Source organism: Virgibacillus litoralis, from assembly GCF_017873675.1.
In the GTDB taxonomy this organism is placed as follows: Bacteria; Bacillota; Bacilli; order Bacillales; family Amphibacillaceae; genus Lentibacillus; species Lentibacillus litoralis.
Map to the genome: position 1 here is coordinate 70,944 of NZ_JAGGKK010000010.1, position 25,906 is coordinate 96,849.

The following is a 25,906-nucleotide window of genomic DNA, read 5'->3' on the forward strand; positions in this document are numbered from 1 at the left end:
AACAAATATGAAACAACGAATTCAAACAGCCATCTTAGCAATTATAGTATTTTTGCCATTTGTTCTAATCGGAGGAATACCCTTTGAAATATTTGTCTATATACTTGCGACAATTGGATTAGTAGAGTTAATGCGTATGCGTGAAATTGGTAAATACTCTTTACCAGCGATTTTAGCAATTGCTTTATTGTGGCTTGTCTTAGGTTCTATTCCTATTTTATGGGTTACAAAGTCTGAAGTAATTATGTTGTTTGTTTTATTACTTCTGTCATATACTGTACTAGTTAAGAATAAATTTACCTTTGACGAGGCTGGTTTTATTCTTTTATCAACTATTTATATTGGGATGGGATTCTTTTACCTGATTGAAACGCGGCAAGATGGATTAATTTACTTATTTTATGTGTTACTTGTTATTTGGTCGACAGATACTGGAGCATATTTTACAGGCAAAGCTATTGGCAAGAGAAAGCTTTGGCCCAAAATAAGCCCTAACAAAACGATTGAAGGAGCTGTAGGTGGCATTGCTCTTGCCATTGTTGTAGCAATAATTTTCTACCTTATTGAACCATTTTCTGACTCATTGCTTCTGGTTATCGGTGTAACAATTATAGTATCCATTTTTGGACAAATTGGAGATTTGGTTGAATCTGCGTTTAAGCGTCATTATGATGTGAAGGATTCTGGTAACTTACTCCCAGGACACGGAGGGATATTGGATAGGCTAGATAGTTTATTGTTTGTTTTACCAATACTACACTTTATTCATTTTATATAAAAATGAATAACTTAACAAAACGTCAAGTTGAGAGTGAAATTTTTAAATAACAAGAAGTCAAAGTTATTCCTAATCAGATAAAGGAAGGTGCTTCTTTTGAACACAGTAATCGCGTTTATTTTTATGTTCGGTCTGCTCGTGTTTATTCATGAGTTTGGCCATTTAATATTTGCAAAAAGAGCCGGAATGCTTGCTCGAGAATTTGCCATTGGCTTTGGTCCAAAGGTTTTTGCGTTTACAAAGAATGAAACAGTTTATACAATTCGCTTATTACCTATTGGTGGATATGTTCGAGTGGCTGGCGAAGATCCAGAGATTGTTGAGCTTAAGCCTGGCCAGCATATAGGGTTAGAATTTAATGAAAGTGGAAAAGTCAGCAAGATTATCGTTAATAACAAATCGAAGCATCCTCATGCACGTGTTATTGAGGTGGAACATGCTGATTTAGATCATAAATTGCTTATTGAAGGCTATGAGATTGATGAAGAAGATCAAAAGTTAAGCTTTGAAGTAGATCGTAAAGCATTTTATGTTATGGATGAAAAGGAAACGCAAATTGCTCCATATGACCGACAATTTGCTTCCAAGAGTGTAGGTAAGCGGGCCATGCAATTATTTGCCGGTCCAATGATGAATTTTATGTTGGCTATAGTCATTTTCTTTATTGTTGGACTAATTCAGGGTGTCCCTGTCGATAGAGCATTAGTTTCTGGGATACAACCGGACAGCCCAGCAGAAGAAGCTGGTCTTCAAGAAGGAGACGAAATTGTTCAGATTGAAGGTAATTCAGTCTCAACTTGGGATGAATTTACGGAAATCGTTCAGAACAATCCTGAAAATGAACTCAGTATGACTGTGCAGCGTAATGGTGAAACTGAACCAATCTCAGTTACACCTAAAAAGCTTGAGACTCAAGGTATGACAATTGGACAAGTAGGAGTTCAGCGGGCTTTTGAAAAATCACTTACTGGAACAGTTAAATATGGATTTACCCGGACATATGATACAACTAAATTGATTTTAACTAACCTTGGGATGCTGGTCACCGGTCAGTTACCGATTGAAACATTATCCGGACCTGTAGGGATATATGATGCAACAGATCAGTTTGTTAAGGCAGGAATTATGACTTTCCTAATGTGGACTGCTATTTTAAGTATAAACTTAGGGATTGTGAACCTAGTTCCCTTGCCGGCACTCGATGGTGGCAGGCTACTATTTGTTGCACTTGAAGCGGTTAGAGGCAAGCCAATAGATCCGCAAAAAGAAGGTATTGTTCATTTTATTGGATTTGCATTATTAATGCTCTTAATGATTGTTGTGACATGGAATGATATCCAGCGGTTATTTTTATAAAGTTTGATTTATGCTTAAGAACAGTTGAAAACCCTTGTCCAAATGGCAAGGGTTTTCCATCATTATAGTTCCATAACTATAATCAGGAGGAAAACATGATGGATATTTCAAAAAGAGAGAAAATGGTTCTATTATTAAAACAGTTGGAAATACCTGATGATTATCTAGAAACTTATTTCGGGGAAAGTCAGTTGATTAAACTTGAAGTACACAAACAGATAAAAAGCTGGCATTTTCATATTAGTGTCAAGCGGTTATTGCCAAAGGATATATATACATTACTTCTTACAAAATTACATGAAACGTTTCAGCAATTTGCTCAAATTGACCTGACAATGTATGCAGAGGATAAGGATTGTGATGACCAGACGATCTGTGATTATTGGCAGACTTTTCTTCAATCTATTTCCAATTTATCACCTGCTTATAAAGATTTAGTACATAGCCAGGTGCCTCGGGTTGAGAATAATAAAATTATGTTAACTGCAAGAAACGAAGCAGAAGGTAATGCACTGAAAAAACGTTTGGAAGATCCATTTCGGGACTTTTGTAAAAAAATTGGGACAAACCCTTACTCTCTTGTGATTGATGTTAAAACTGAAATGGCTGAATTGAAAAAGTTCAGAGAAAAAACAGCCTTGGAGGACCAGAAAATGGTTTTAAAGACTGTTCAGGAAAAAGAAAAACGTGATCAGGACAGGCAGAAAAATGAGCGAAATAAACCGCTCATGCTCGGTTATAAAATTCAGGATGAGCCATTGCAAATGGAAGAAATCCAAGACGAGGAACGTCGTGTCACTGTACAAGGTTATGTTTTCGCTACAGACATTCGTCAGTTACGTTCCGGAAGAAGTTTATTAATTATTAAAGCAACAGATTATACGGACTCATTACAAATAAAAATGTTTTCAAAAGGTGATGAGGATGCCGAGAAATTTGAACATGTAAAATCGGGTATTTGGATTAAAGCTAGAGGCAGTATTCAAACTGATATGTTCACAAATGAGTTGGCAATGATGGCTACTGATATTCATGAAGTGAAAGTAGAAACTCGGAAAGATACAGCTCCTGAAGACGAGAAGCGAGTTGAGTTACACGCACATACGACAATGAGCCAAATGGATGCGGTGGTATCACCTTCAGCACTAATACATCAAGCTGCAGCATGGGGGCATAAAGCAATCGCCATTACTGATCATGCAGGTGTACAAGGGTACCCAGAAGCCCACGCCGCTGGCCAAAAACATGGAATAAAAATTCTCTATGGTGTGGAGGCGAATGTTGTTGATGATGGTGTACCAATTGCTTATAACGAACATGATGTTGATTTAGAAAATGGTACCTATATTGTCTTTGACGTAGAAACGACAGGTCTTTCAGCGGTATATGACACAATCATTGAGCTTGCTGGTGTTAAGATTTATCAGGGAGAGATTATTGATCGATTTGAATCATTTGCTAATCCTCATCACCCATTGTCACAAACTACAACAGATTTAACCGGAATTACAGATGATATGGTGAATAACGCACCTGAGATTAATGACGTCCTAAAGGATTTTTATGAATGGATGGAAGATGGCATTCTTGTTGCACATAATGCCAGTTTCGACATTGGTTTTTTAAATCAGGGATTTAAAAAGATTGAATATAAAAAAGTTGAAAATCCGGTTATTGATACGCTTGAGCTTGCTCGATTTTTATTTCCAGAATTAAAAAATCATCGGCTCAATACTATGTGTAAACATTTGGATATTGAATTAACGCAGCATCACCGCGCTATCTATGATGCAGAGGCAACTGGCTATTTACTATGGAAATTAGTTCAAGGGCTTTTGAATAAAGGTATTACAAATCACAATAAGTTAAATGATCACATGGGAGAAGGTAATGCATATCAGCGGTCTCGACCATTTCATTGTACACTGATTGCTAAAACACAAGAAGGGTTGAAGAATCTATACAAGCTAGTTTCATATGCACATATTGATTATTTCTACCGTGTTCCACGAATACCCAGATCATTATTGCAAAAGCTACGAAACGGAATTTTAGTTGGGTCTGCATGTGATAAAGGTGAAGTGTTTGAAACGATGATGCAAAAATCAGCAGATGAAGCTGAAAAAGCAGCAGAATTCTATGATTATATCGAGGTACAACCGCCAGCCAACTATGCACATTTGATTGAAAAGGATCTTGTTCAGAATGAGGCTCAGATCTTGGATATCATTAGTAAATTAGTAGATTTAGGTAATCGTGTGAATAAAAATGTAGTAGCAACAGGAAATACGCATTATATAGATGAACACGATAAACTTTACCGTCAAATATTAATTGCTTCTCAAGCAGGTAATCCGTTGAACAGACAAACGTTACCAGATACACCTTTTCGTACAACAAATGAGATGATTGATAGTTTTAACTTTTTAGGAGAAGAAAAGGCGCACGAAATTGTTGTAACAAATACCAATAATTTGGCAGACCAAATAGAAGAACTTTCTCCTGTTAAGGATGGACTTTATACACCCACAATTGAAGGTGCAGACCAAGAGATGCGTGACCTTTGCTATAATCGTGCAAAACATATTTATGGCGATCCGGTACCGCAAATTGTTGTCGACCGACTTGAAAAAGAATTATCAAGTATTATAGGACATGGATTTGCAGTAATTTATTTAATATCCCACAAGCTAGTTAAGAAATCATTGGATGACGGATATTTGGTAGGTTCTCGAGGTTCAGTTGGTTCTTCTTTAGTAGCAACTATGACAGAAATAACCGAAGTAAATCCTTTACCACCTCATTATGTCTGTATGGAATGTCATCATCATGAATTCATAACGGACGGATCTGTAGGAAGCGGGTTTGATTTAGCTGATAAAAACTGTCCAAATTGCAGCAGCCCTCTTACAAAAGATGGACAAGACATTCCATTTGAAACATTTCTTGGGTTTAAAGGTGATAAAGTTCCCGATATTGATCTTAACTTCTCAGGCACGTACCAGCCGAGAGCACACAATTACACCAAAGAATTATTTGGAGAAGATAATGTCTATCGTGCTGGAACAATTGGAACAATTGCTGATAAAACAGCATATGGCTATGTGAAAGGCTATGCTTCAGATAAACAGCTAGTTTATAAGAATGCTGAGGTTGATCGCCTTGTACAAGGCTGTACCGGGGTCAAACGAACAACTGGTCAGCATCCAGGTGGAATTATAGTGGTACCTGATGATAAAGAAATATATGATTTTACACCGATTCAATTTCCGGCTGATGATCGAAAAAGCGAATGGAAAACAACACACTTTGACTTTCATTCCATTCATGACAACTTGCTAAAACTTGATATACTAGGGCACGATGATCCTACAGTAATTCGGATGCTGCAAGATTTAAGCGGAATTGATCCAAAAACAATCCCAACCGATGATTCTGAAGTGATGAAAATATTTTCCGGACCAGAATCACTTGGAGTAACACCGGAGCAAATTAATTGTAAAACGGGTACATTGGGCGTACCTGAGTTTGGTACAAAATTTGTTCGTCAAATGTTGGAGGATACTAAACCAAGTACATTTGCTGAACTAGTAATGATATCTGGTCTATCACACGGTACAGATGTGTGGCTAGGCAATGCTCAAGAGTTAATTAACGATGGTATTTGTGAATTGGCTGATGTGATAGGGTGTCGTGACGACATTATGGTATATCTAATGCACAAGGGTCTAGAAGCTTCACTAGCCTTTAAAATTATGGAGTTTGTTCGAAAAGGTAAAGGATTACAAGATGATTGGATTCAAGAAATGAAAAAGAACGGGGTTCCCGATTGGTATATTGAATCATGTAAAAAGATTAAATATATGTTTCCAAAAGCACACGCTGCGGCATATGTTCTAATGGCAGTTCGAATTGCTTATTTTAAGGTACATTATCCAATATACTTTTATGCTGCTTATTTCTCTGTCAGGGCAGGTGATTTTGAATTAGATACAATGGTTAAAGGGCGTGACGCGGTAAGACAGCGTATTGAAGGTATAATGGCCAAGGGTAATGACGCAACACCAAAAGAAAAGAACTTATCGACTGTTTTAGAAGTAGTACTTGAAATGATTGAGCGAGGTTTTTCCTTCCAAAAAGTTGATTTATATAAGTCTACTGCTTCTGAATTTATAGTGGATGGTAACACCTTGGTTCCACCATTTAATGCTGTTGATGGACTGGGTACTAACGCAGCTATTAACATTGTTAAAGTACGAGAAGATGGGGAATTTCTTTCTAAAGAAGATCTTCGACAACGCAGTAAAATTTCTAAAACAGTTTTGGAATATCTTGATAATCATGGTTGTTTAGAAGGCATGGCTGAAAAGAACCAGCTGTCACTGTTTTAATACTAATCCTAATTTTAGTTGTCGGCACTATATAATAGTGAAGTGAAGTCAGGTTATAACGGTTTAAATCAAAATATATAATCTCAACAGTAGGGTGTAAACCCAAAAATCTTAAAAGGAGAGTGATTACATATGGAGTTAACATATGAAGAAGGACAACCAATTCGACAATTTTTAATTGACAACAGTCAAACTTTTGAAGATCAACTTCTGGCAGAGGCAAATACTGTTCGGGATAAGATTGAAGAAATTCAAATGATTGGAAATATTAATCTATTAGAAAATGCCCATAAGTTAGTTTTATTCGTAGTTGATGAGAAAAAAGATGAAGTAGTGAACTTTGCACGGCAAGAAGGTATAGTATGGGCAAAGCATTCTTTGACACTAGCTCTAAAAATTGAATGGATTCAAGCAATCCGTAGAACATTATGGGATTTTCTTTATGAATATGATAAGCTGAACGAAAAAGTCAGTAGCCGCGAACAATTTTATAATATGGAGAGTAAGATAAATGATTTAATTGATAAGTTTCTCAACGGATTCTTTATTAACTATTCCTCGTTTAAGGACAAGCTAATTGAGGATCAGCGTAAATTAGTAGAGAACTTATCTGCTCCAATTATTCCGATAACTTCAAAGATTAGCATCTTGCCAATAATAGGAACAATGGATAGATATCGCGTAACTATTATTGAAGAAAAAGTATTGCTTGAAATCGGGCAGAGGCATATACAAAAATTAATTATGGACCTTTCTGGAATAGCTGAGATGGAAACGGAAGTTATGCAATTATTTCTTAAATTATTAGATGGTATTTCCATGATGGGATGTGAAGCAGTGATTACCGGCTTACGTCCTGATATAGTCAGAAATATGGTTGACCTCGAAGTAGAATTTGGTCAAAAGTTTGAAACAAAAGGCTCGTTGCAGCAAGCGCTGGATGGTTATCTGCATTCGGACGATACCATTTTAAATTAGCTGTTTCTAAAAGATTGTTGTGTTATGAATGTGATCAATTCATAACACAGTTGATATAAACTGTGAACTACGTTTAAAAAGTTTGAGTGCTATTATACCGCTCCGGAAATACACTTCGCGCACCTAGGGCGGCTTATGAGCCTCCTTGCTCCTACGTCGCTGCGTAGTCTTATCTAGGCCTCTGCTCCCACAGGAGTCTACGTGTATTTCCTCCGCTGGATTGTGTATTACAATCCTAAAATAAACAAATATAATTGTGATGGATAAAAAAGACTCTAAATCATTTAAATTAGCAACTCCAAGAAACGCGCAGTTCTTTATAAATCCAACTGCAGGGAAATACTCACTTTCACCGACCCGGATACCAAGGCGGCATCTGCTCAAGCTGACGTTTTTACAGTTTCTTCTTAGTCACGTGACATTAAGTGCGCTTCTTCCGGGGTCTTTAGGCACGTACTGTGTTCCCATAGGAGTCTAAGTATTCTGCCTCCACTGGTAGAGGTTTCTTGAATAGAGTGAAGTGTTACCTATGGCTAAGAGGTAATGTCACGATAAGCATTGATTAATGTACAGGATAGAGAGAGAGCAACACCTAGCGTAGGAAATACATGGAGACTCCTGCGGGAAAAGCAACAGATGAAGATCCCGCAGGAAGCGATTTTTGCTTCCGAGGAAGCTGAAGCGTTGCCCTAAGGTGCGCGGAATGTATTTCCGAAGCGGTGTCAAAGTACTTAAAATTTTTATAAAGTACTTCACAGTTTATATAAACTGTGAAGATTAAAAAGCAACAAAACTTACGAAGAGAGATTTAAATTATAATTAACACCTAACACGGCAGACACTAATCAATTAATATAAAATTAGTAAGAATTCGGTATATAACAAAGCAATGGTATAAACAATTATTTACTATTCTTGCAACATCAGTCCTAGTATGATATAGTTTATAGTGGTAAGAAATGATACGAACGGTAAAAAGAGTGGGCGAACCCCACTCTTTCTTCATACTACTATCTTTTGCAATTTGCACTTTGACTACATCCCTTGCCACATCTTCCGGCAGGGGTTTTGTATTATTATGGATATTGAGCAAATGAAATGACGTATGATGGTTCATAATAAGGAATATACACAACTGAATAAAGGAGGATAAATTTTGAGTTCCAATGTAATTAAAACAACTGAAGAATTGATGCAGCCCATATTACAGGAGAAAGAATTGGAATTAGTTGATGTTGAATATGTAAAAGAAGGGCAGAATTGGTTTCTTCGCGTCTATATTGATAGTGAAGATGGGGTTGACATAGCAGACTGTGGAACCGTTTCTGAACAATTAAGTGAAAAGCTGGACGAAGCTGACCCGGTAGAAGAGGCATATTTTCTGGAAGTTTCCTCACCAGGTGTCGAGCGTCCACTGAAGTCTAAAGATGACTTTGAAAAAAATGTAAATAAAAATGTCTTTGTGAAACTATATGAACCAATTGACGGTCAAAAAGAATACGAAGGTATTTTAAAGGAATTTACAGATAATATGGTGACGATTGAATATAAAGTAAAAACCCGAAAAAAGTTAGTTGAAATTCCATTTAATAAAATAGCAAAAGCAAGGTTAGCCGTTACGCTATAAGGGGGAAAATAAAAGTGAGCAGTCAGTTGTTTGAAGCGATTGATTTTCTAGAAAAAGAAAAAGGTATTGATAAGGATATTCTAATGGAGGCATTGGAAGCCGCGCTAATATCAGCCTACAAGAAAAACTTTAAATCTGCTACAAATGTGCGAGTAGATATTGATGAACAATCTGGCACCATGCGCGTGTTTTCACGTAAAACCGTAGTAGAAGAAATTGAGGATGCGCAAGAGGAAATTTCATTGGATCAAGCAAAAGAAATTGATCCCAATTATGAACTAGAGGATGTTATTGAGGTTGAGGTAACTCCAAAAGACTTCGGACGAATCGCAGCCCAAGCTGCAAAACAAGTTGTTACTCAACGCGTAAGGGAAGCTGAACGCGGTGTGATATTTAGCGAGTACGCCGATCGTGAAGAAGATGTCATGACAGGGATTATTCAGCGTAAAGATCCACGGTTTGTCTATGTAAACCTTGGTAAAATAGAGGCTAAACTTGCTGAGGCGGAACAAATGCCTACTGAAGAATACTATGTCCATGACCGTTTAAAAGTATTTGTTACTAAAGTTGAGAATACGAGTAAAGGTCCACAAATTTATATTTCAAGGTCTCATCCAGGACTATTAAAGCGTCTATTTGAAATGGAAGTTCCAGAAATTTATGATGGTATTGTTGATATTAAATCAGTGGCAAGAGAAGCAGGGGATCGTTCTAAAATTTCGGTTCATGCAGATGATCCTGAAATCGATGCTGTCGGTTCATGTGTTGGTCAAAAAGGACAACGTGTACAAGTGATTGTCAATGAACTTAAAGGTGAAAAGATTGATGTCGTTGAATGGTCTGAAGATCCTATTGTCTATGTTTCAAATGCTTTGAGTCCTTCAAAGGTAGTAGAAGTATTAGTAAATGAAGAAGATAAGGCAACAACAGTGATTGTACCTGACTATCAACTATCGCTAGCAATTGGTAAACGTGGCCAAAATGCTCGATTAGCAGCAAAATTAACCGGCTGGAAAATTGATATTAAAAGTGAATCAGAAGCTCGGGAAGAAGGGCTTTTAACAGACGACGAAGATGCAGATGCTTATTCTGACAATGATGAAGATAGTTTGTTCGAATAAGGGAGGTTCTGTAATGGCGAAAAAACGAAAAGTACCAGAACGAAAATGTATAGTTACAAATGAAATGAAACCAAAGAAAGATCTCATTCGTGTTGTCCGTAACAAAGAAGGAGAAGTCTTTGTTGATCCAACTGGCAAAAAAAACGGCCGTGGAGCATATGTGTCGAATGATATAGCTGTTATAGAAAAGGCTGAACAGGCTGGGATTTTAAGCCGTCAGTTAAATACAAAAATTGAACCATCAATTTATGAAGACCTTAAACTAATAGTTGAAGGAAAATATAATGAAAAATAATTACTTAAATTTAATTGGCTTAGCTTATCGGGCTAGAAAGTGTTCTTTAGGGGAAGAAACGATTGTGAAAGACATTAAGCAAAACAGAGCAAAACTTGTTCTTTTGGCAAGTGACATCGGTCCCCAAACACGAAAAAAAATAACGGACAAATGCAAAACATATGAAGTACCATTTTTAATAGTAGATGATAGAGAAACATTATCAAATGCTATTGGAAAATCACAAAGAGTAGCTGTAGCTGTTTTAGATGCAGGATTTGCCACTAAAATTAAATCGTTACTCGGGTAATTAAATTCGGGGGTGGACGTATGAGTAAGATGCGTGTATATGAATATGCAAAACAAAATAAAACGACAAGTAAAGATGTGATTAACTATTTAAAAGAGTTAAATGTTGAGGTTTCCAACCACATGTCGACAATTTCAATTGAAACGATATTAAAGTTGGATGAAAAGTTTGGAACAAAAGAAACGGAAAAACCGAAGCAAAAGGAAACACCGAAAAAACCAGCAAATAACAACAACGTTGCAAATCAAGCAAAAAAAGAAAATAAACCAACTAATAATGGGAAGTCTAATAACAATCCAAAATCACAGCAGGCTCAGCAAAAAAAGGGTCAGAAGAACAATAACAAAAAGCATCAGCAGGGTAAAAATGCCAAAAGGAACAATCAAGCGCCTCAGCAGCAACAAAAACCTGTTGTTAAGGAAACGCCGAAACATATTACTTACAGCGAAACACTAACGGTAAGTGATTTGGCAGCTAAACTAAATAAAGATGCATCGGAAATTATTAAGAAGTTAATGTTCCTTGGTGTAATGGCGACGAAAAACCAGGATCTTGATGATGATGCAGTCGAGCTAATTTGTGCAGAGTATGATGTGGAAGTAGAGAAGGAAATAATCCTGGAAGATACTGATTTTGATAAGTACCGGGAAGAAAATAATGAAGCTGACTTAATTGAGAGACCTGCAGTTGTAACCATTATGGGACACGTTGACCATGGTAAAACAACATTATTGGATGCAATTCGCCACACAAAAGTAACTGAAGGTGAAGCTGGTGGTATTACCCAGCATATTGGGGCGTATCAAGTACGAAGTGAAGGTAAGAAAGTAACATTCCTTGATACACCAGGACATGCTGCTTTTACTAGCATGCGTTCTCGCGGTGCACAAGTAACCGATATCGCTATATTAGTTGTTGCGGCGGATGATGGTGTAATGCCACAAACGATTGAAGCGATTAATCATGCCAAAGCTGCGGAAGTTCCAATTATTGTAGCAGTTAACAAAATGGACAAAGAAGGCGCTAACCCAGATCGTGTTATGCAGGAGTTAACAGAGTATGAACTTGTACCTGAAGACTGGGGGGGCAGTACAATATTTGTTAATTTGTCTGCTGTCAAACATGAAGGAATCGATGATTTACTTGAAATGATTCAGCTTGTTTCAGAAGTAGAGGAATTGAAAGCTGATCCAAATAACAATGCCTTTGGTACAGTAATTGATGCTCGGCTTGACAAAGGAAGAGGGTCTGTTGCTACATTACTAGTACAAAACGGGACATTACATGTAGGTGATTCTGTAGTTGTCGGAAACACTTTTGGACGCGTTCGTGCGATGGTTAGTGATCTGGGTCAACGGATAAATGAAGCTGGTCCATCAACACCAGTTGAAATCACTGGATTAAGCGATGTTCCACAAGCCGGCGATCAATTCCTAGTATTTAACGATGAGAAGAAATCACGTCAAATTGGTGAAGCACGTCAGCAAAAGCATATTCAGGAAAATCGTACAGAACAAACTAAAGTAAGTATCGATGATTTATTCGATCAGATTAAAGAAGGCGAAATGAAGGATATAAACCTTATAGTTAAGGCAGATGTTCAAGGATCTGCAGAAGCTATGGCTGCTTCATTGAGGAAGATTGAAGTTGAAGGTGTTAAAATAAAAATTATTCACACAGGTGTAGGTGCTATTACTGAATCTGACATTATTTTGGCATCCGCTTCAAATGCAATTGTAATTGGATTCAATGTACGACCAGATGCTAACGCGAAGAAGGCTGCAGAATCAGAAAAAGTAGATGTGCGTTTACATCGCGTTATTTATAAGGTTATCGAAGAGATAGAATTAGCTATGAAAGGTATGCTGGATCCTATATACGAAGAAAAGGTAATAGGTCAAGCAGAAGTTCGTGAAATATTCAAGGTTTCCAAAATTGGAACTATCGCTGGTAGTTATGTAACAGAAGGTAAGATTACACGTGACTCTGGAGTACGTATTATTCGTGACAGTGTGGTGCAGTTTGAAGGGGAAATAGACGCATTAAAACGTTTTAAAGATGATGTCAAAGAAGTTGCAAAAAACTATGAATGTGGTATCACAATTAAAAAGTTTAATGATATTAAAGAAGGCGACGTAATTGAAGCATTTGTCATGGAGGAGATTGAACGCAAATGATAATTTATGCTGAAGTAGAATGCATTCTCTATGAAGGTCATTCACTTAAGCAAAAACGTTCTGTTATCAAAAGTTTAATGGCTAAATTACGTAATGAATTAAATGTAGCAGTAACAGAGTTAGATTATCATGATTTATGGCAACGTACTAAATTTGGAATTGTGACAGTTTCCAATGAAAAAAAACATGCTGAACAGGTTATCCAGGAAGGTTTGCGTATTATTGACACATTTAATGAACTGGAACGGACATTAACAGATGTTGAGCATGTATAATCAAATTATCAGGTTGTCAATTTACAGAGGTGATCAAAATGAGTGACATTCGTTCAAATCGTGTCGCAGAGCAAATGAAAAAAGAGTTAGGTGAGCTTTTAAGCAAAAAAATCAAAGATCCACGGGTTGGATTTGTTACCGTAACAGATGTTGACGTAACTGGTGACTTACAACAGGCGAAAATTTTTATATCTGTTCTAGGCGATGAACAAAAAAAACATGATACACTTGTCGGCTTAGCTAAAGCTAAAGGGTTTATCCGTTCTGAAATCGGGAATCGCATCCGTTTACGGAAAACACCAGAGATAACATTTGAATTTGATGAAGCTTTCGAATATGGAAATCGCATCGAAACAATTTTACGTGATTTAAACAAAGACAAGTAATATATAGTGAAATTTAATCTGACCCACAAACTAAATGAGTGGGTCAGATTTTTCCATGCACGATACATAAGTCTCAGGAGCTGGTTAAATGAATGGTATATTGCCTTTATGGAAACCAAAAGGAATGACCTCCCATGATTGTGTAATAGCAATTAGGAAAAAATTCCATTTAAAGAAAGTAGGACATACAGGAACCCTTGACCCGGAGGTTGAAGGTGTTTTGCCTATTTGTATTGGACAGGCAACTAAAATTGTTCCCTATTTGACAGATACCAAGAAGACATACATAGCACAAGTGATGTTAGGAGTTGCTACTGAAACTGAAGATAGTCACGGTGCAATTATCGAGAAATATAAAGTGGTAAATCCTCCATCTAAACAGTCGATTGAAAACGTGTTACAATTGTTTAGGGGAGAGATCACACAAATTCCTCCAATGTATTCAGCTGTTAAAGTAAATGGTAAAAAGTTATATGAATATGCAAGGGCAAATGAACAAGTAGAACGGCTACAGCGGAAAGTAGTAATTTACCAGCTTAACCAAGTGGGAGATACAGAAGATCACGATAGGTTTACGATAAAGGTAACCTGTTCAAAAGGTACATATATACGAACATTATGTGTAGATATCGGTAAGAAGTTAGGTTACCCAGCACATATGTCACATTTGGTTAGAACAGAAACAGGAATTATTAAAAAGGAAGACACTGTTACATTTAAGGCTATTGATGAAGCGATAGAGTTGCACAACGAAGAAAAGTTATTGATACCAATTTCAAAAGGTTTAAATCATCTGGAACATATTAACGTTGATGAAAACACTAAAAAGCGAGTGCTGTATGGCCAAAAGCTGCCAAAGCCTGATAATGTTTCAAAGTCAGATCCATTTGTAATGATGTTTGATAAACAAGTGTTGGCAATTTATCAAATACATCCTGAAAAAACGGATCTAATTAAACCAATTAGAGTTTTTAAAGAGTGAAAAAGAGTAGGTGAAGAGCGTTGCGAACGATTGAATTAACATATCCTCACACGTTGATATTAGAAGAGCTACCGGAAACAGTCGCTGCTATAGGTTTTTTTGATGGTATCCATAAAGGTCATCAAAAAGTTATACAAACAGCTGTATCTAAGGCGAAGGAACGTAAAATGGAAAGTGCGGTTATTACCTTTCATCCTCATCCATCTGTTGTATTAAAAAAAGATGCACCACATGTAAGATATATTACTCCTTTAAGGGAGAAGCAAGAGATTCTACAGCAATTGGATGTAAATCGTCTTTATGTTATTACCTTTAATAAAGAATTAGCATCACTTGAACCACAGCAATTTATTGATCATTTTATTATTGGATTAAAAATTAAACATTTAGTGGCAGGATTCGATTTTTCGTATGGACATAAAGGTCAAGGTAATATGGAACGGATTAAAAACCAAACAAAAGGTTTATTTGATTATACAACAATCGGCAAAGTCGAACTGGATGATGAAAAGGTGAGTTCTTCTAGAATAAGAGAGCTTCTCCAAAATGGTGAACTTGAAAAAGCCAACTATTTGCTAGGACGGCCGCTTACTATTCAAGGGATTGTTGTTGAAGGTGATCAGCGCGGAAGAACAATTGGATACCCAACCGCAAACTTAAGCGTTACCTCAGATACACTATTGCCTAAAGTCGGTGTATATGCAGTAAAAGTACTTTATAAAAATGAAGTCTATGAAGGAATGGCGAATCTCGGGTATAATCCAACATTTACAGATGACAGGGTTGAACCATCTGTAGAGGTTAATATTTTTGATTATAATAATGATTTATATGGTGAAGAACTGTATGTAGAATGGCATAAATTCATTCGAGAAGAGGAAAAATTTAATAGTGTTGAAGAATTAGTCGACTATATAGATAATGATGAAAAATATATTCGTAATTACTTTTACAGTTAACGTTTCTTTGATTTACCACTTGCATTTTCAGCGAAAAAGATGTACGCTTAGAAACGTAAAACCATCGCTTGGCAGATCGTAACTCCGACGTTTGCTAGGGGACTGGGGATATTAATAATTTAATGGAGGTGAGCCAGATGGCTATCACAAAAGAACGTAAAAATGAAATTATTAGTGAACACAAAGTTCACGATAATGACACTGGTTCTCCAGAAGTACAAATTGCTGTACTTACTGAAGAGATCACAACACTGAATGAACATTTACGTGTTCATAAAAAGGATCATCATTCACGCCGTGGTCTTTTGAAAATGGTTGGTAAACGTCGTAACTTGCTTAATTACCTACGTAATAACGATGTTACACGCTACCGTCAATTAATTAAAAAACTTGGCCTACGCCGATAAGTATTTTAAAAAGCAGGAGCAATCCTGCTTTTTTTAGCAGATAAGAAAGTATAACTACTTTCTTACTGCATAAGTGCAACTAAGGCAATTCGCCCATAAGGCTTGGCGAATGCCAAGTTTTCTAATCAATTCAGAAAGTATAAATAATTTCTTACTGAATAAATGCAACTATACATAAAATTTACATTTTGGCTTATTAACTATAAAATGAATGGTAGAATGTTTTACATTGAAAGGAGTACTATTACAAATGGCAGAAGAAAATCAAGAATTCTCCACAGAAATTGCCGGTAAGAAATTTATCGTTGAAACGGGAGAATTCGCAAAACAAGCGAACGGGGCATGTATGATTCGCTACGGTGATACCTCTGTATTATCAGTAGCAACAGCATCCAAAGAACCAAAAGACTTACCCTTTTTCCCTTTAACTGTTAATTATGAGGAACGTTTATATGCTGTTGGGAAAATACCTGGAGGATTTATTAAGAGGGAGGGTCGTCCAAGCGATAAAGCCACTCTGACATCACGTCTGATTGACAGACCGATACGACCACTTTTCCCAGATGGCTATAGAAATGAAGTACAAGTTATCAGCACGGTTATGAGTGTTGATCAGGATTGTTCTTCCGAAATGGCTGCAATGATAGGATCTTCTATCGCATTGGGAATTTCTGATATCCAACTCTCAGAACCAATAGCCGGAGTAAATGTTGGACTTGTAGATGGAGAGTTCATTATTAATCCAGACATTGAGCAACAGAAAAATAGTGAAATCGAATTAACTGTTGCTGGTACAAAAGATGCTATTAATATGGTTGAAGCAGGAGCACAGGAAGTACCAGAAGATGTTATGCTTGAAGCCATTATGTTTGGACATAAGGAAATTACTCGCCTTGTTGAATTTCAAGAGAAAATAATTGCTGCTGTTGGTGTTGAGAAAGCTGATATGCCATTACTTGATACAGACGAAGACATTGCTGCAAAAGTGGAGTCCGAAGCTAAAGGTAAATTGCAGGAAGCAATTAAAGTAGAAGAAAAACACGCTAGAGAAGAAGCAATCAGTAATGTAAAGAATGAAGTATTAGCCTCATACGAAGATGCCGATGAAGAAGTTATTGGTGATGTAAAAGCGACACTTGATAAAATGGTAAAAGAGGAAGTACGTCGTTTAATCACCAAAGAGAAAATACGTCCAGACGGCCGTAAAGTTGATGAAATACGTCCGTTATCATCGAGAATTAACGTGTTACCACGGACACATGGTTCTGGTCTTTTCACACGTGGACAAACCCAGGCTTTGAGTGTGTGTACTTTAGGGGCATTAGGTGATGTACAAATTTTGGACGGTCTTGATTTGGAAGAGTCCAAGCGTTTCATGCATCATTATAATTTCCCGAAATACAGTGTTGGCGAAACAGGGCCAATTAGAGGACCTGGTCGTCGTGAGATCGGACATGGTGCTTTAGGAGAGCGTGCGCTTGAGAAAGTTATACCTTCTGAAAAAGACTTTCCATATACGATTCGCTTAGTATCAGAAGTTTTAGAGTCGAATGGTTCTACATCACAAGCAAGTATTTGTGCAAGCACACTAGCTATGATGGATGCTGGTGTACCGATTAAGACACCTGTTGCAGGTATCGCGATGGGGCTTGTTAAATCTGGTGAAGACTATACAATTTTGTCAGACATTCAAGGTATGGAAGATGCACTTGGTGATATGGACTTTAAAGTAGCTGGAACTGAAAAAGGTGTTACAGCACTTCAAATGGATATTAAAGTTGACGGACTTTCAAAAGAAATTTTGAAGGAAGCATTAACCCAGGCTAAAAAAGGCCGTATGCATATTCTGGAATCCATGCTTGCGACAATTAAAGAGCCAAAATCTGAGCTGTCACAATATGCACCTAAGATCCTAACGATGAAAATAAACCCAGATAAAATCAGATCTGTGATTGGACCAAGCGGTAAACAGATTAATCAAATCATTGAAGAAACTGGTGCAAAAATTGATATCGAACAGGATGGAAGTGTATTTATCTCATCAACTGATGCTTCCATGAACGAAAGAACAAAAGAGATTATTGAAGATCTTGTGCGGGAAGTTGAAGCAGGACAAATGTATATGGGAACAGTTAAGCGTATTGAGAAATTCGGAGCATTTGTAGAGTTATTCAAAGGAAAAGATGGCTTGGTTCATATATCTGAGCTAGCAGAAGAACGAACGAATAAGGTTGAAGATGTTGTATCAATCGGTGATCAAATTATGGTCAAAGTTAAAGAAATTGATAATCAAGGTCGGGTAAACCTTTCAAGAAAAGCTGTATTAAAAGAAGAAAAAGAAAAAAGTGAAAAATCGAGTATGTAAGCTGTATTAAAATCAAGAAGCTGGAGAGCCAGTTTCTTTTTTTATGCTTTCATATCCTGTCCTTCTCATTCATATGAATGAATGAGGGGGGATTTGAATGTATCGCTATCGTGCTATTATTCATTTTTGCGTATTTATTATTGTTGTAGCATTGGCATTTAACAATAGCTATAATCCATTTATTTTAAATGATGCCGAAACGTTTTCTTTTACTGTATCTAAATCGGAGGATTCTCTGTTTCAAAAAATCAGAACAAAAAGTACTAAATATAGAAAACCTCCTGAAAATGCAATAATTGATAAAGTGTGGAAGAAAACACCCGGATTAAATGGTGTCCGAGTAGATGTTAATAAATCATATGAACAAATGAAAAAGGGTGGTGTATTTGACGAGACACTACTGGTTTATGAACAGGTTCCACCGAACATTACTTATAAAGAACTTCCAGCTGCTCCTACTTACAGAGGCCATCCAGAAAAAGACATGATTGCGTTCTTAATAAATGTGTCATGGGGAGATGAGTATATTCCCTCGATACTTAACGTTCTGAAAAAGCATAACGTCAAAGCAACATTCTTTATTGAAGGGAAATGGGCTCAGGAAAATGCTGATTTCGTCAAAATGATTGATGAACAGGGTCATGTAATAGGTAATCATGCATATAATCATCCGGATATGTCTCGCTTGTCTAAACAGCAAATAACTGAACAAATCAATAGAACAAATGAAATTCTTAAAGCAATTACTGATAATAAACCAAAATGGTTAGCTCCGCCAAGCGGCAGTTACAACGATCAAGTAGTTAAAATTGCACATGAAATGAACATGGAAACGATCCTGTGGAGTATAGATACGATTGATTGGAAGAATCCATCTGTATCTGTTATGATGAACCGAGTAAACAACAACATTCATCCTGGTGCTACAGTATTAATGCACCCTACATCCTCAACAGCACAAGGATTAGATTCGTTAATTGTAAATATAAAAGAAAAAGGTTATAAAATAGGAGCGATTACTTCATTACTGAATGAGGAAAGATAGTATTTGGATGGATTTTAGGAGGAAATACATTGGTAGAGAAACATACTAGTAATAATGGACTTCGAATTGTGTTAGAAAATATACCTGCTGTACGTTCTGTTACAATTGGTATTTGGATATTAACTGGATCAAGAAATGAATCACAGCAAACAAATGGAATTTCCCATTTTCTTGAACATATGTTTTTTAAGGGGACCAAAAAAAGATCTCCACAGGATATTGCAGAAGCTTTTGATGCAATAGGTGGACAAGTTAATGCATTTACATCAAAAGAATACACGTGTTTTTATGCTAAAGTTATTGATACACATAAGGAATATGCTCTCGAAATTTTAGCTGATATGTTCTTTAATTCTACCTTTGATGAGGAAGAAATGGAACGTGAGAAAAAAGTTGTTTTGGAGGAAATTAAAATGTATGAAGATACACCAGATGACATCGTTCACGATATTCTGGCTCGTGCTTCATACGGAGATCACCCATTAGGATATCCAATATTAGGTTCAGAAGAACAGTTACTATCTTTTAAACCGGATTCATTAAGGGATTATATAAAAGAGAGCTATACGCCAGAAAATGTAGTAGTTTCTGTTGCAGGTAATGTGGATGAATCATTTATTAAAACAGTAGATGGTTATTTTGGTAATTATGAATCAGGCTCGGAGCGAGCAAGATTAATGAAACCTGCATTTTTAGCAAATAATATTGAACGGAATAAAGATACTGAACAAGCTCATTTATGTCTGGGATATAACGGGTTGGCTGTCGGAGATGAGAATATGTACAGCTTAATCATCATGAATAACGTACTAGGTGGCAGTATGAGTTCAAGGCTTTTTCAGGAAGTCAGAGAAAAACAGGGATTAGCATATGCTGTATTTTCCTACCATGCATCATTTCAGGATAGTGGAATGCTGACAATTTATGCTGGAACAGGCAATGATCAATTACCGCAACTGCAAGACACAATAAATCAAACTGTTGAGCAGCTCATAAGTAATGGCTTAACTGACAAAGAACTTAAGAATAGTAAAGAACAGTTAAAAGGTAACCTCATGCTAAGCTTAGAGAGTACCAGCAGTCGTATGAGTCGCAATGGAAGGAACGAATTACTCTTAAACAGGCATCGATCTTTAGATGATATGATACAGGAAATTGATGCAGTCAATCATGAAAAAATACAGAATGTAATTAAGACGATATTTAAACAATCTCCATCAAGTGCATTAATTGCACCTAAAACACCTTCCTAATCATAGATTAGGTTAAATGGCATATATATACTAATAGCTAGACAATCATGGGGGCGATCATATGCGCTATAAGGATATTAGCGGTAAGGAAATTGTTAATGTCAACCATGGATCACGGTTGGGTATATTAGGTCAGACAGATCTTGAAATTAATGAAAAGACAGGTCAAATTGAATCGTTTGTCATTCCTAATTACAAATGGTTTGGTTTAAAAAAAGAAGGCGAAGAAACAAAAATCAGATGGAATTCAATTAAAAAAATCGGCGAAGATATGATTATGATTGATATCGATTAGAGTAGTATCCGGTTTATGGGCTAGTGTCATTTTTATGATACTAGCCTTTTTTTTGTTTTTGCTAATCACTAACCCATGATACGCACATAAGCTATAAGGAAATGAATTTAGTGAAAGTATGTCTGGAGGGGTTTTTCGACAATGAATCAAATAATCGCTGTTATAGGTGGAGATGCACGTTATCTGGAATTGATACGACAGTTGCAAACACTGCCTGATACAACCATTTTTTTAGTTGGATTTGATAAGTTGGAACAAGGATTCACAGGATTAAAACAAGTTGATTTTAGCGAATTAGAGCAAGAAAAACTAGATGCAGTTATCCTGCCAATAACTGGAACAAATAGTACAGGATATGTTGAGACAGTATTTTCCGATCAGGAAATTAAATTAACAAAACAGTGGTTTGCACAGTTAAAAAAATCATCAATCGTATTTACTGGCATAACAAATGACTTTTTAACTTCTGTTACAGATGAACTTCATGTTTCGCTTATCCCGCTATTTAATCGGGATGATGTAGCCATATACAATTCAATTCCTACTGCTGAAGGAACAATAATGATGGCAATTGAGCATACAGACTATACAATACATTCTTCACGAGTTATTGTGGTTGGATTTGGCAGAGTAGGCAACACAGTAGCAAATAAATTCTCTGCCCTTGGGGCGGAAGTTTCTGTCTGTGCAAGAAGTATTATGGATTTAGCCAGAATAACCGAAATGGGACATACAGCTATTCCATTTGAAAAATTACATGAACATACAAATGAGTGCGACTTGCTAATTAATACAGTTCCAGCACAAGTTGTTAAAAAAGAATCAATTCAACAGCTTCCATCACACGCATTTATTATTGATCTAGCTTCAAAGCCTGGCGGTACGGATTTTGCTTATGCAGACCAACGAGGTATTAAGGCAATTTTAGCAAGAAGTCTACCAGGTATAGTAGCGCCGAAGACTGCAGGCAAAATATTGGCCGATGTAATTAAGCAATTTTTAACTAATGAGGAGGAACGAATATAATGTCATTAGAAGGAAAAAGAATCGGATTTGGATTTACTGCATCACATTGTACGTATGACAAAGTATTTCCTCAACTGGAACGTTTAGTTGAGGCTGGAGCAGATGTAATACCTATCGTTACGTATACAGTCAGAACCACAGATACCAAGTTTGGCAAAGCAGCAGATCATGTTGCGAAAATAGAATCCATTACAGGAAAAAGTGTTATCACAACAATGCCCGAAGCGGAACCATTAGGACCAAAATTGCCTTTAGATTGCATGGTGATTGCTCCATTAACTGGAAACTCATTAAGTAAAATGGCAAATGCGTTAACAGATTCGCCAGTATTAATGGCAGCAAAGGCAACAATGCGAAATCAGAATCCAGTTGTTCTTGGAATAGCCACTAATGATGCACTTGGACTAAATGGTGTAAATTTAATGCGATTAATGGCAAGTAAATTCATTTATTTTATTCCCTACGGTCAAGATGATCCTATAAAAAAGCCTAATTCGTTAGTCGCAGACATGGACTATTTGCTTGATACAGTTGAACATGCGATTCAGCATAAACAACTTCAGCCTGTAATTATACCTCATGAGTATGATAATATGGTAAAATAAATAGAATCTTATTATAGTGAGGTGTCATTACAATGACAAAGAAAACAGCATACAATATAGCAGTAGTAGGTGCAACTGGAGCAGTAGGCCAAAAGATCACTCAAATACTTGAGCAAAAGAATTTTCCAATAAATGAGCTGAAGCTTTTATCATCGAAGCGATCAGCAGGCACAAAGCTATTGTTTAAAAATCAGGAAATAACAGTGGAAGAAGCTACACCAGATAGTTTTGCTGGCGTAGATATTGCTTTATTTTCAGCTGGGGGTTCTGTCTCTAAACAGTTAGCACCAGAAGCAGTAAAACATGGAGCAGTAGTAGTTGATAATACAAGTGCATATAGAATGGACAATGAAGTTCCTTTAGTAGTACCAGAAGTTAATGAAGAAGATATTAAATCACATAAAGGAATTATTGCAAATCCAAATTGTTCAACTATTCAAATGGTAGCTGCTTTAAAACCAATTCAGGAAGCATTCGGTATATCTCGTGTAATTGTCTCAACATATCAGGCAGTTTCCGGAGCCGGTAACGAGGCATGTAATGAATTGGAAAACCAGACAAAGCAATATTTAAATAATGAGGATATGACAGCTGAGCTATTACCTGTAAAAGGGGATGAAAAGCATTATCCAATTGCATTTAATGCACTCCCGCAAATAGATGTATTTCAGGAAAACGGCTATACATTTGAAGAGATGAAAATGATAAATGAAACTAAAAAAATAATGCATGCTCCAAATTTATCAGTAGCAGCTACATGCGTTAGGCTACCTCTTTTCACTTCGCACGCCGAAAGTGTTTATGTTGATGTTGAAAAAGAAGGATTAGCAGTAGAAGATATTTGGAACGTGTTAAGGGATGCAGAAGGAGTAATTCTGGAAGATGACCCAAGTACACAAACATATCCTACGCCATTGAGCGCTTCAAATAAAGAAGAAGTATTTGTAGGGCGCGTGCGAAAAGATTTGGATAATGATAAAGGAATTCACTTATGGGTTGTATCAGATAATCTTGTAAAAGGTGCTGCGTGGAACACGATTCAAATTGCCGATCGTTTGATAAAAAATAACTGGCTATAATTTAGAGGTGAAATAATGCAGGTATTAGTACAAAAATTTGGTGGTACTTCGGTACAAACCGAAGAAAACAGAAATCATGTCATTAAACATATTAAAAATGCTCTAATTAAGAATTATAAAATAGTTGTTGTTGTATCTGCATTGGGGCGAAAACCTGATCCGTACGCTACAGATACATTACTGGATTTAATAGGGTTTCCTTCGAATCATAATTCAAATCGTGAGCTTGATTTGTTAATGTCCTGCGGTGAGACGATTGCTTCAGTCGTCTTGTCAAATGAACTTCAAAAAAGTCATATAAGTGCTTCAGCTCTAACTGGGGCACAGGCTGGATTTATTACAAACGATGATTTTAACCAGGCTAAGATAAAAGAGGTAAGAACGGAGCGTATCCTAAAAGAATTTGAACAGCATGATGTAGTAGTTGTAGCTGGATTTCAAGGACAAACATCTACAGGTGAAATAACAACTATTGGCCGCGGTGGCAGTGATACTACAGCTGCTGCTCTAGGTGCTGCACTGGAAGCGGACAGCATTGATATCTTTACCGATGTAAATGGAGTTATGACTGCAGATCCGCGTGTTGTTTCTAAGGCTAGACCGCTAGATATTGTTACGTACACAGAAATATGCAATTTAGCATATCAGGGAGCAAAAGTTATTCATCCGCGTGCTGTCGAGATTGCGATGCAGGCAAAAATCCCAATGCGTGTAAGGTCAACATACCTACAGGAAGAAGGAACATTGGTTACTGCATCCAGATTGCAGGAATTAGACAGTGTTATTCCAGACCGGTTAATAACTGGAATTGCTCATATTTCGTCTATAAGCCAAATTAAAGTACAAACTAAAGAAGAGGCACATCGGTTACAGTCTGAAGTATTTAAGGCAATGGCCGAGGCTGGGATTTCAGTTGATTTTATTAATATTTCACCGACAGGAGTAATTTACACAGTTCCGAATGCACATACAGATAAAGCAGTGCATATATTGGAGACACTGGGTTTTTATCCAGAAATAACTGAGAATTGTGCGAAGGTATCTGCTGTTGGTGCTGGTATGACAGGAGTTCCAGGCGTTGCTTCAAGAATAGTGCAATCACTGACGAATGCCGGTGTACAAATATTACAATCAGCAGATAGTCACACAACTATTTGGGTTCTCATTCATGAAAATGATTTAAATGCTGCTGTTAATGCATTACATGATGTTTTTGATTTAAGCGGTGATAATGCGGTATAAGGTATAGAAAGAGGTAGGTGTACTAACATGAAGTTTGGCAAAGTTTTAACAGCAATGGTGACACCACTTGATAACAGTGGAAATATTGATTTCAATCAGACCACCAAATTGATTGAATATTTACTGGAAAACGGCAGTGAAGGATTAGTTATTGCTGGTACCACTGGTGAGTCGCCAACATTAACGGTAGAAGAGAAGGTTGCTCTATTTAAGCACGTAGTAGAGAAAGTAAATAAACGAGTTCCTGTTATAGCGGGTGCAGGCAGTAATAACACTGCTTCAGCTGTCGCGCTAACAAAAGAAGCGGAAGCGGTTGGGGTAGATGCTATAATGCTTGTTACACCGTATTATAATAAACCTAATCAGCAAGGGCTTTATGAGCATTTCGCTACTATTGCAAAAGAAACTAATTTACCGGTTATGATGTATAATATACCAGGTAGATCTGTAATCAAAATGAATGCTGATACAATTATTCGCTTAAGTGAAATTGAAAATATTGTTTCAGTAAAGGAAGCCAGCGGGGATCTTAATCTGACATCAACTGTTATTGAAGGAACACCTGACAATTTTAGTGTATATTGTGGAGAAGATGCAATAACATTACCTATGCTTGCAATTGGAGCAGATGGCGTTGTATCAGTTGCTTCTCATATCATCGGAAATGAAATGAAAAATATGGTTAATGCATATCAATCAGGAGATGTAAAAAATGCTGCATCATTACATCGTAAATTATTACCGATTATGAATGGTTTATTTGCTGCGCCATCACCAACACCAGTCAAGGCAGCATTGAAAATGAAAGGTATGGATGTTGGTGGTGTTCGATTACCATTGGTGCCACTTACTGATCAAGAAGAAAGTACGTTAGAAAAATTAATTCAATAAAAAAATTATCGGCATCCACTGCCGATAATTTTTTTATTCCTTGTATGGTAAACTTCCACTTCGTTCATACTAACGTTATACGTA

23 protein-coding genes are annotated in these 25,906 nt (G+C 36.7%); all 23 read left to right on the forward strand.

All coding sequences use genetic code 11. The annotated features are described in order from the left end of the window. Nucleotides 1–7 precede the first annotated feature (7 nt). The 23 genes from J2Z82_RS10140 to dapA all read left to right on the forward strand — a co-directional run bounded on the left by J2Z82_RS10140 (nucleotide 8) and on the right by dapA (nucleotide 25,822). A complete protein-coding gene (locus tag J2Z82_RS10140) occupies nucleotides 8–778 on the forward strand; it encodes a phosphatidate cytidylyltransferase (protein WP_209480685.1) in 771 nt (256 codons plus the stop codon). Nucleotides 779–874: 96 nt separating this feature from the next. Continuing rightward, a complete protein-coding gene (gene rseP / locus J2Z82_RS10145) occupies nucleotides 875–2,134 on the forward strand; it encodes an RIP metalloprotease RseP (protein ID WP_209480686.1) in 1,260 nt (419 codons plus the stop codon). Between the two features lie 98 nt (nucleotides 2,135–2,232). Then, nucleotides 2,233–6,525 (forward strand): PolC-type DNA polymerase III, encoded by a 4,293-nt coding sequence (locus J2Z82_RS10150; RefSeq protein ID WP_209480687.1) that lies wholly within the window; start codon nucleotides 2,233–2,235, stop codon nucleotides 6,523–6,525. Nucleotides 6,526–6,657: 132 nt separating this feature from the next. Continuing rightward, a complete protein-coding gene (locus J2Z82_RS10155) occupies nucleotides 6,658–7,503 on the forward strand; it encodes an STAS domain-containing protein (RefSeq protein ID WP_209480688.1) in 846 nt (281 codons plus the stop codon). Between the two features lie 1,156 nt (nucleotides 7,504–8,659). After that, a complete protein-coding gene (rimP, locus tag J2Z82_RS10160) occupies nucleotides 8,660–9,130 on the forward strand; it encodes a ribosome maturation factor RimP (RefSeq protein ID WP_209480689.1) in 471 nt (156 codons plus the stop codon). A gap of 14 nt (nucleotides 9,131–9,144) precedes the next feature. Further along, nucleotides 9,145–10,251: a transcription termination factor NusA gene (gene nusA, locus J2Z82_RS10165; protein ID WP_209480690.1), complete on the forward strand. Its 1,107-nt coding sequence runs from the start codon at nucleotides 9,145–9,147 to the stop codon at nucleotides 10,249–10,251. A gap of 13 nt (nucleotides 10,252–10,264) precedes the next feature. Continuing rightward, nucleotides 10,265–10,546, forward strand: a complete 282-nt coding sequence (gene rnpM, locus J2Z82_RS10170) for an RNase P modulator RnpM (protein WP_209480691.1) — start codon at nucleotides 10,265–10,267, stop codon at nucleotides 10,544–10,546. Beyond that, nucleotides 10,536–10,835 carry a YlxQ family RNA-binding protein gene (locus J2Z82_RS10175; RefSeq protein ID WP_209480692.1) on the forward strand — a complete coding sequence of 100 codons (300 nt, stop codon included), beginning with the start codon at nucleotides 10,536–10,538 and terminating at the stop codon, nucleotides 10,833–10,835. Before rnpM ends, J2Z82_RS10175 begins: the two co-directional genes overlap by 11 nt. A gap of 20 nt (nucleotides 10,836–10,855) precedes the next feature. Further along, nucleotides 10,856–13,012: a translation initiation factor IF-2 gene (gene infB, locus J2Z82_RS10180; RefSeq protein WP_209480693.1), complete on the forward strand. Its 2,157-nt coding sequence runs from the start codon at nucleotides 10,856–10,858 to the stop codon at nucleotides 13,010–13,012. Then, nucleotides 13,009–13,287: a DUF503 domain-containing protein gene (locus tag J2Z82_RS10185; RefSeq protein ID WP_209480694.1), complete on the forward strand. Its 279-nt coding sequence runs from the start codon at nucleotides 13,009–13,011 to the stop codon at nucleotides 13,285–13,287. Before infB ends, J2Z82_RS10185 begins: the two co-directional genes overlap by 4 nt. A gap of 38 nt (nucleotides 13,288–13,325) precedes the next feature. Further along, complete coding sequence (gene rbfA, locus J2Z82_RS10190) at nucleotides 13,326–13,673, forward strand: 30S ribosome-binding factor RbfA (RefSeq protein WP_092492908.1); 348 nt, start codon at nucleotides 13,326–13,328, stop codon at nucleotides 13,671–13,673. 88 nt (nucleotides 13,674–13,761) lie between these two features. After that, nucleotides 13,762–14,655 carry a tRNA pseudouridine(55) synthase TruB gene (gene truB, locus J2Z82_RS10195; protein WP_209480695.1) on the forward strand — a complete coding sequence of 298 codons (894 nt, stop codon included), beginning with the start codon at nucleotides 13,762–13,764 and terminating at the stop codon, nucleotides 14,653–14,655. Between the two features lie 20 nt (nucleotides 14,656–14,675). Continuing rightward, complete coding sequence (gene ribF, locus J2Z82_RS10200; RefSeq protein ID WP_209480696.1) at nucleotides 14,676–15,614, forward strand: riboflavin biosynthesis protein RibF; 939 nt, start codon at nucleotides 14,676–14,678, stop codon at nucleotides 15,612–15,614. Nucleotides 15,615–15,751: 137 nt separating this feature from the next. Further along, entirely contained in the window at nucleotides 15,752–16,021 is a 270-nt protein-coding gene (gene rpsO, locus J2Z82_RS10205) for a 30S ribosomal protein S15 (protein WP_092492905.1), read from the forward strand. A gap of 250 nt (nucleotides 16,022–16,271) precedes the next feature. After that, nucleotides 16,272–18,386, forward strand: a complete 2,115-nt coding sequence (locus J2Z82_RS10210; protein ID WP_209480697.1) for a polyribonucleotide nucleotidyltransferase — start codon at nucleotides 16,272–16,274, stop codon at nucleotides 18,384–18,386. A gap of 97 nt (nucleotides 18,387–18,483) precedes the next feature. Continuing rightward, nucleotides 18,484–19,431 (forward strand): polysaccharide deacetylase family protein, encoded by a 948-nt coding sequence (locus J2Z82_RS10215; RefSeq protein WP_209480698.1) that lies wholly within the window; start codon nucleotides 18,484–18,486, stop codon nucleotides 19,429–19,431. 29 nt (nucleotides 19,432–19,460) lie between these two features. Further along, a complete protein-coding gene (locus J2Z82_RS10220) occupies nucleotides 19,461–20,684 on the forward strand; it encodes a M16 family metallopeptidase (protein WP_209480699.1) in 1,224 nt (407 codons plus the stop codon). Between the two features lie 61 nt (nucleotides 20,685–20,745). Beyond that, nucleotides 20,746–20,979: a YlmC/YmxH family sporulation protein gene (locus J2Z82_RS10225; RefSeq protein ID WP_209480700.1), complete on the forward strand. Its 234-nt coding sequence runs from the start codon at nucleotides 20,746–20,748 to the stop codon at nucleotides 20,977–20,979. Nucleotides 20,980–21,120: 141 nt separating this feature from the next. Beyond that, nucleotides 21,121–22,005 (forward strand): dipicolinic acid synthetase subunit A, encoded by an 885-nt coding sequence (dpaA, locus tag J2Z82_RS10230; protein WP_209480701.1) that lies wholly within the window; start codon nucleotides 21,121–21,123, stop codon nucleotides 22,003–22,005. Further along, on the forward strand, nucleotides 22,005–22,610 hold the full coding sequence (dpaB, locus tag J2Z82_RS10235; RefSeq protein WP_209480702.1) for a dipicolinate synthase subunit B: 606 nt from the start codon (nucleotides 22,005–22,007) through the stop codon (nucleotides 22,608–22,610). Before dpaA ends, dpaB begins: the two co-directional genes overlap by 1 nt. A 32-nt stretch (nucleotides 22,611–22,642) precedes the next feature. After that, on the forward strand, nucleotides 22,643–23,689 hold the full coding sequence (gene asd, locus J2Z82_RS10240; RefSeq protein ID WP_209480703.1) for an aspartate-semialdehyde dehydrogenase: 1,047 nt from the start codon (nucleotides 22,643–22,645) through the stop codon (nucleotides 23,687–23,689). Between the two features lie 15 nt (nucleotides 23,690–23,704). Next, entirely contained in the window at nucleotides 23,705–24,931 is a 1,227-nt protein-coding gene (gene dapG, locus J2Z82_RS10245; protein WP_209480704.1) for an aspartate kinase, read from the forward strand. Between the two features lie 27 nt (nucleotides 24,932–24,958). Then, nucleotides 24,959–25,822, forward strand: coding sequence for a 4-hydroxy-tetrahydrodipicolinate synthase (dapA, locus tag J2Z82_RS10250; RefSeq protein WP_209480705.1), 864 nt, complete (start codon nucleotides 24,959–24,961; stop codon nucleotides 25,820–25,822). Nucleotides 25,823–25,906 lie beyond the last annotated feature (84 nt).

Bases quoted from the DNA above. Each gene is read 5' to 3' on its own strand.
- rnpM (WP_209480691.1), top strand. From the start codon at position 10,265: ATGGCGAAAAAACGAAAAGTACCAGAACGAAAATGTATAGTTACAAAT.
- dapG (WP_209480704.1), top strand. From the start codon at position 23,705: ATGCAGGTATTAGTACAAAAATTTGGTGGTACTTCGGTACAAACCGAA.
- J2Z82_RS10225 (WP_209480700.1), top strand. From the start codon at position 20,746: ATGCGCTATAAGGATATTAGCGGTAAGGAAATTGTTAATGTCAACCAT.
- dpaB (WP_209480702.1), top strand. From the start codon at position 22,005: ATGTCATTAGAAGGAAAAAGAATCGGATTTGGATTTACTGCATCACAT.
- truB (WP_209480695.1), top strand. From the start codon at position 13,762: ATGAATGGTATATTGCCTTTATGGAAACCAAAAGGAATGACCTCCCAT.
- J2Z82_RS10140 (WP_209480685.1), top strand. From the start codon at position 8: ATGAAACAACGAATTCAAACAGCCATCTTAGCAATTATAGTATTTTTG.
- J2Z82_RS10210 (WP_209480697.1), top strand. From the start codon at position 16,272: ATGGCAGAAGAAAATCAAGAATTCTCCACAGAAATTGCCGGTAAGAAA.
- infB (WP_209480693.1), top strand. From the start codon at position 10,856: ATGAGTAAGATGCGTGTATATGAATATGCAAAACAAAATAAAACGACA.
- J2Z82_RS10155 (WP_209480688.1), top strand. From the start codon at position 6,658: ATGGAGTTAACATATGAAGAAGGACAACCAATTCGACAATTTTTAATT.
- rpsO (WP_092492905.1), top strand. From the start codon at position 15,752: ATGGCTATCACAAAAGAACGTAAAAATGAAATTATTAGTGAACACAAA.
- J2Z82_RS10185 (WP_209480694.1), top strand. From the start codon at position 13,009: ATGATAATTTATGCTGAAGTAGAATGCATTCTCTATGAAGGTCATTCA.
- J2Z82_RS10150 (WP_209480687.1), top strand. From the start codon at position 2,233: ATGGATATTTCAAAAAGAGAGAAAATGGTTCTATTATTAAAACAGTTG.
- J2Z82_RS10215 (WP_209480698.1), top strand. From the start codon at position 18,484: ATGTATCGCTATCGTGCTATTATTCATTTTTGCGTATTTATTATTGTT.
- dpaA (WP_209480701.1), top strand. From the start codon at position 21,121: ATGAATCAAATAATCGCTGTTATAGGTGGAGATGCACGTTATCTGGAA.
- rbfA (WP_092492908.1), top strand. From the start codon at position 13,326: ATGAGTGACATTCGTTCAAATCGTGTCGCAGAGCAAATGAAAAAAGAG.
- asd (WP_209480703.1), top strand. From the start codon at position 22,643: ATGACAAAGAAAACAGCATACAATATAGCAGTAGTAGGTGCAACTGGA.
- dapA (WP_209480705.1), top strand. From the start codon at position 24,959: ATGAAGTTTGGCAAAGTTTTAACAGCAATGGTGACACCACTTGATAAC.
- J2Z82_RS10175 (WP_209480692.1), top strand. From the start codon at position 10,536: ATGAAAAATAATTACTTAAATTTAATTGGCTTAGCTTATCGGGCTAGA.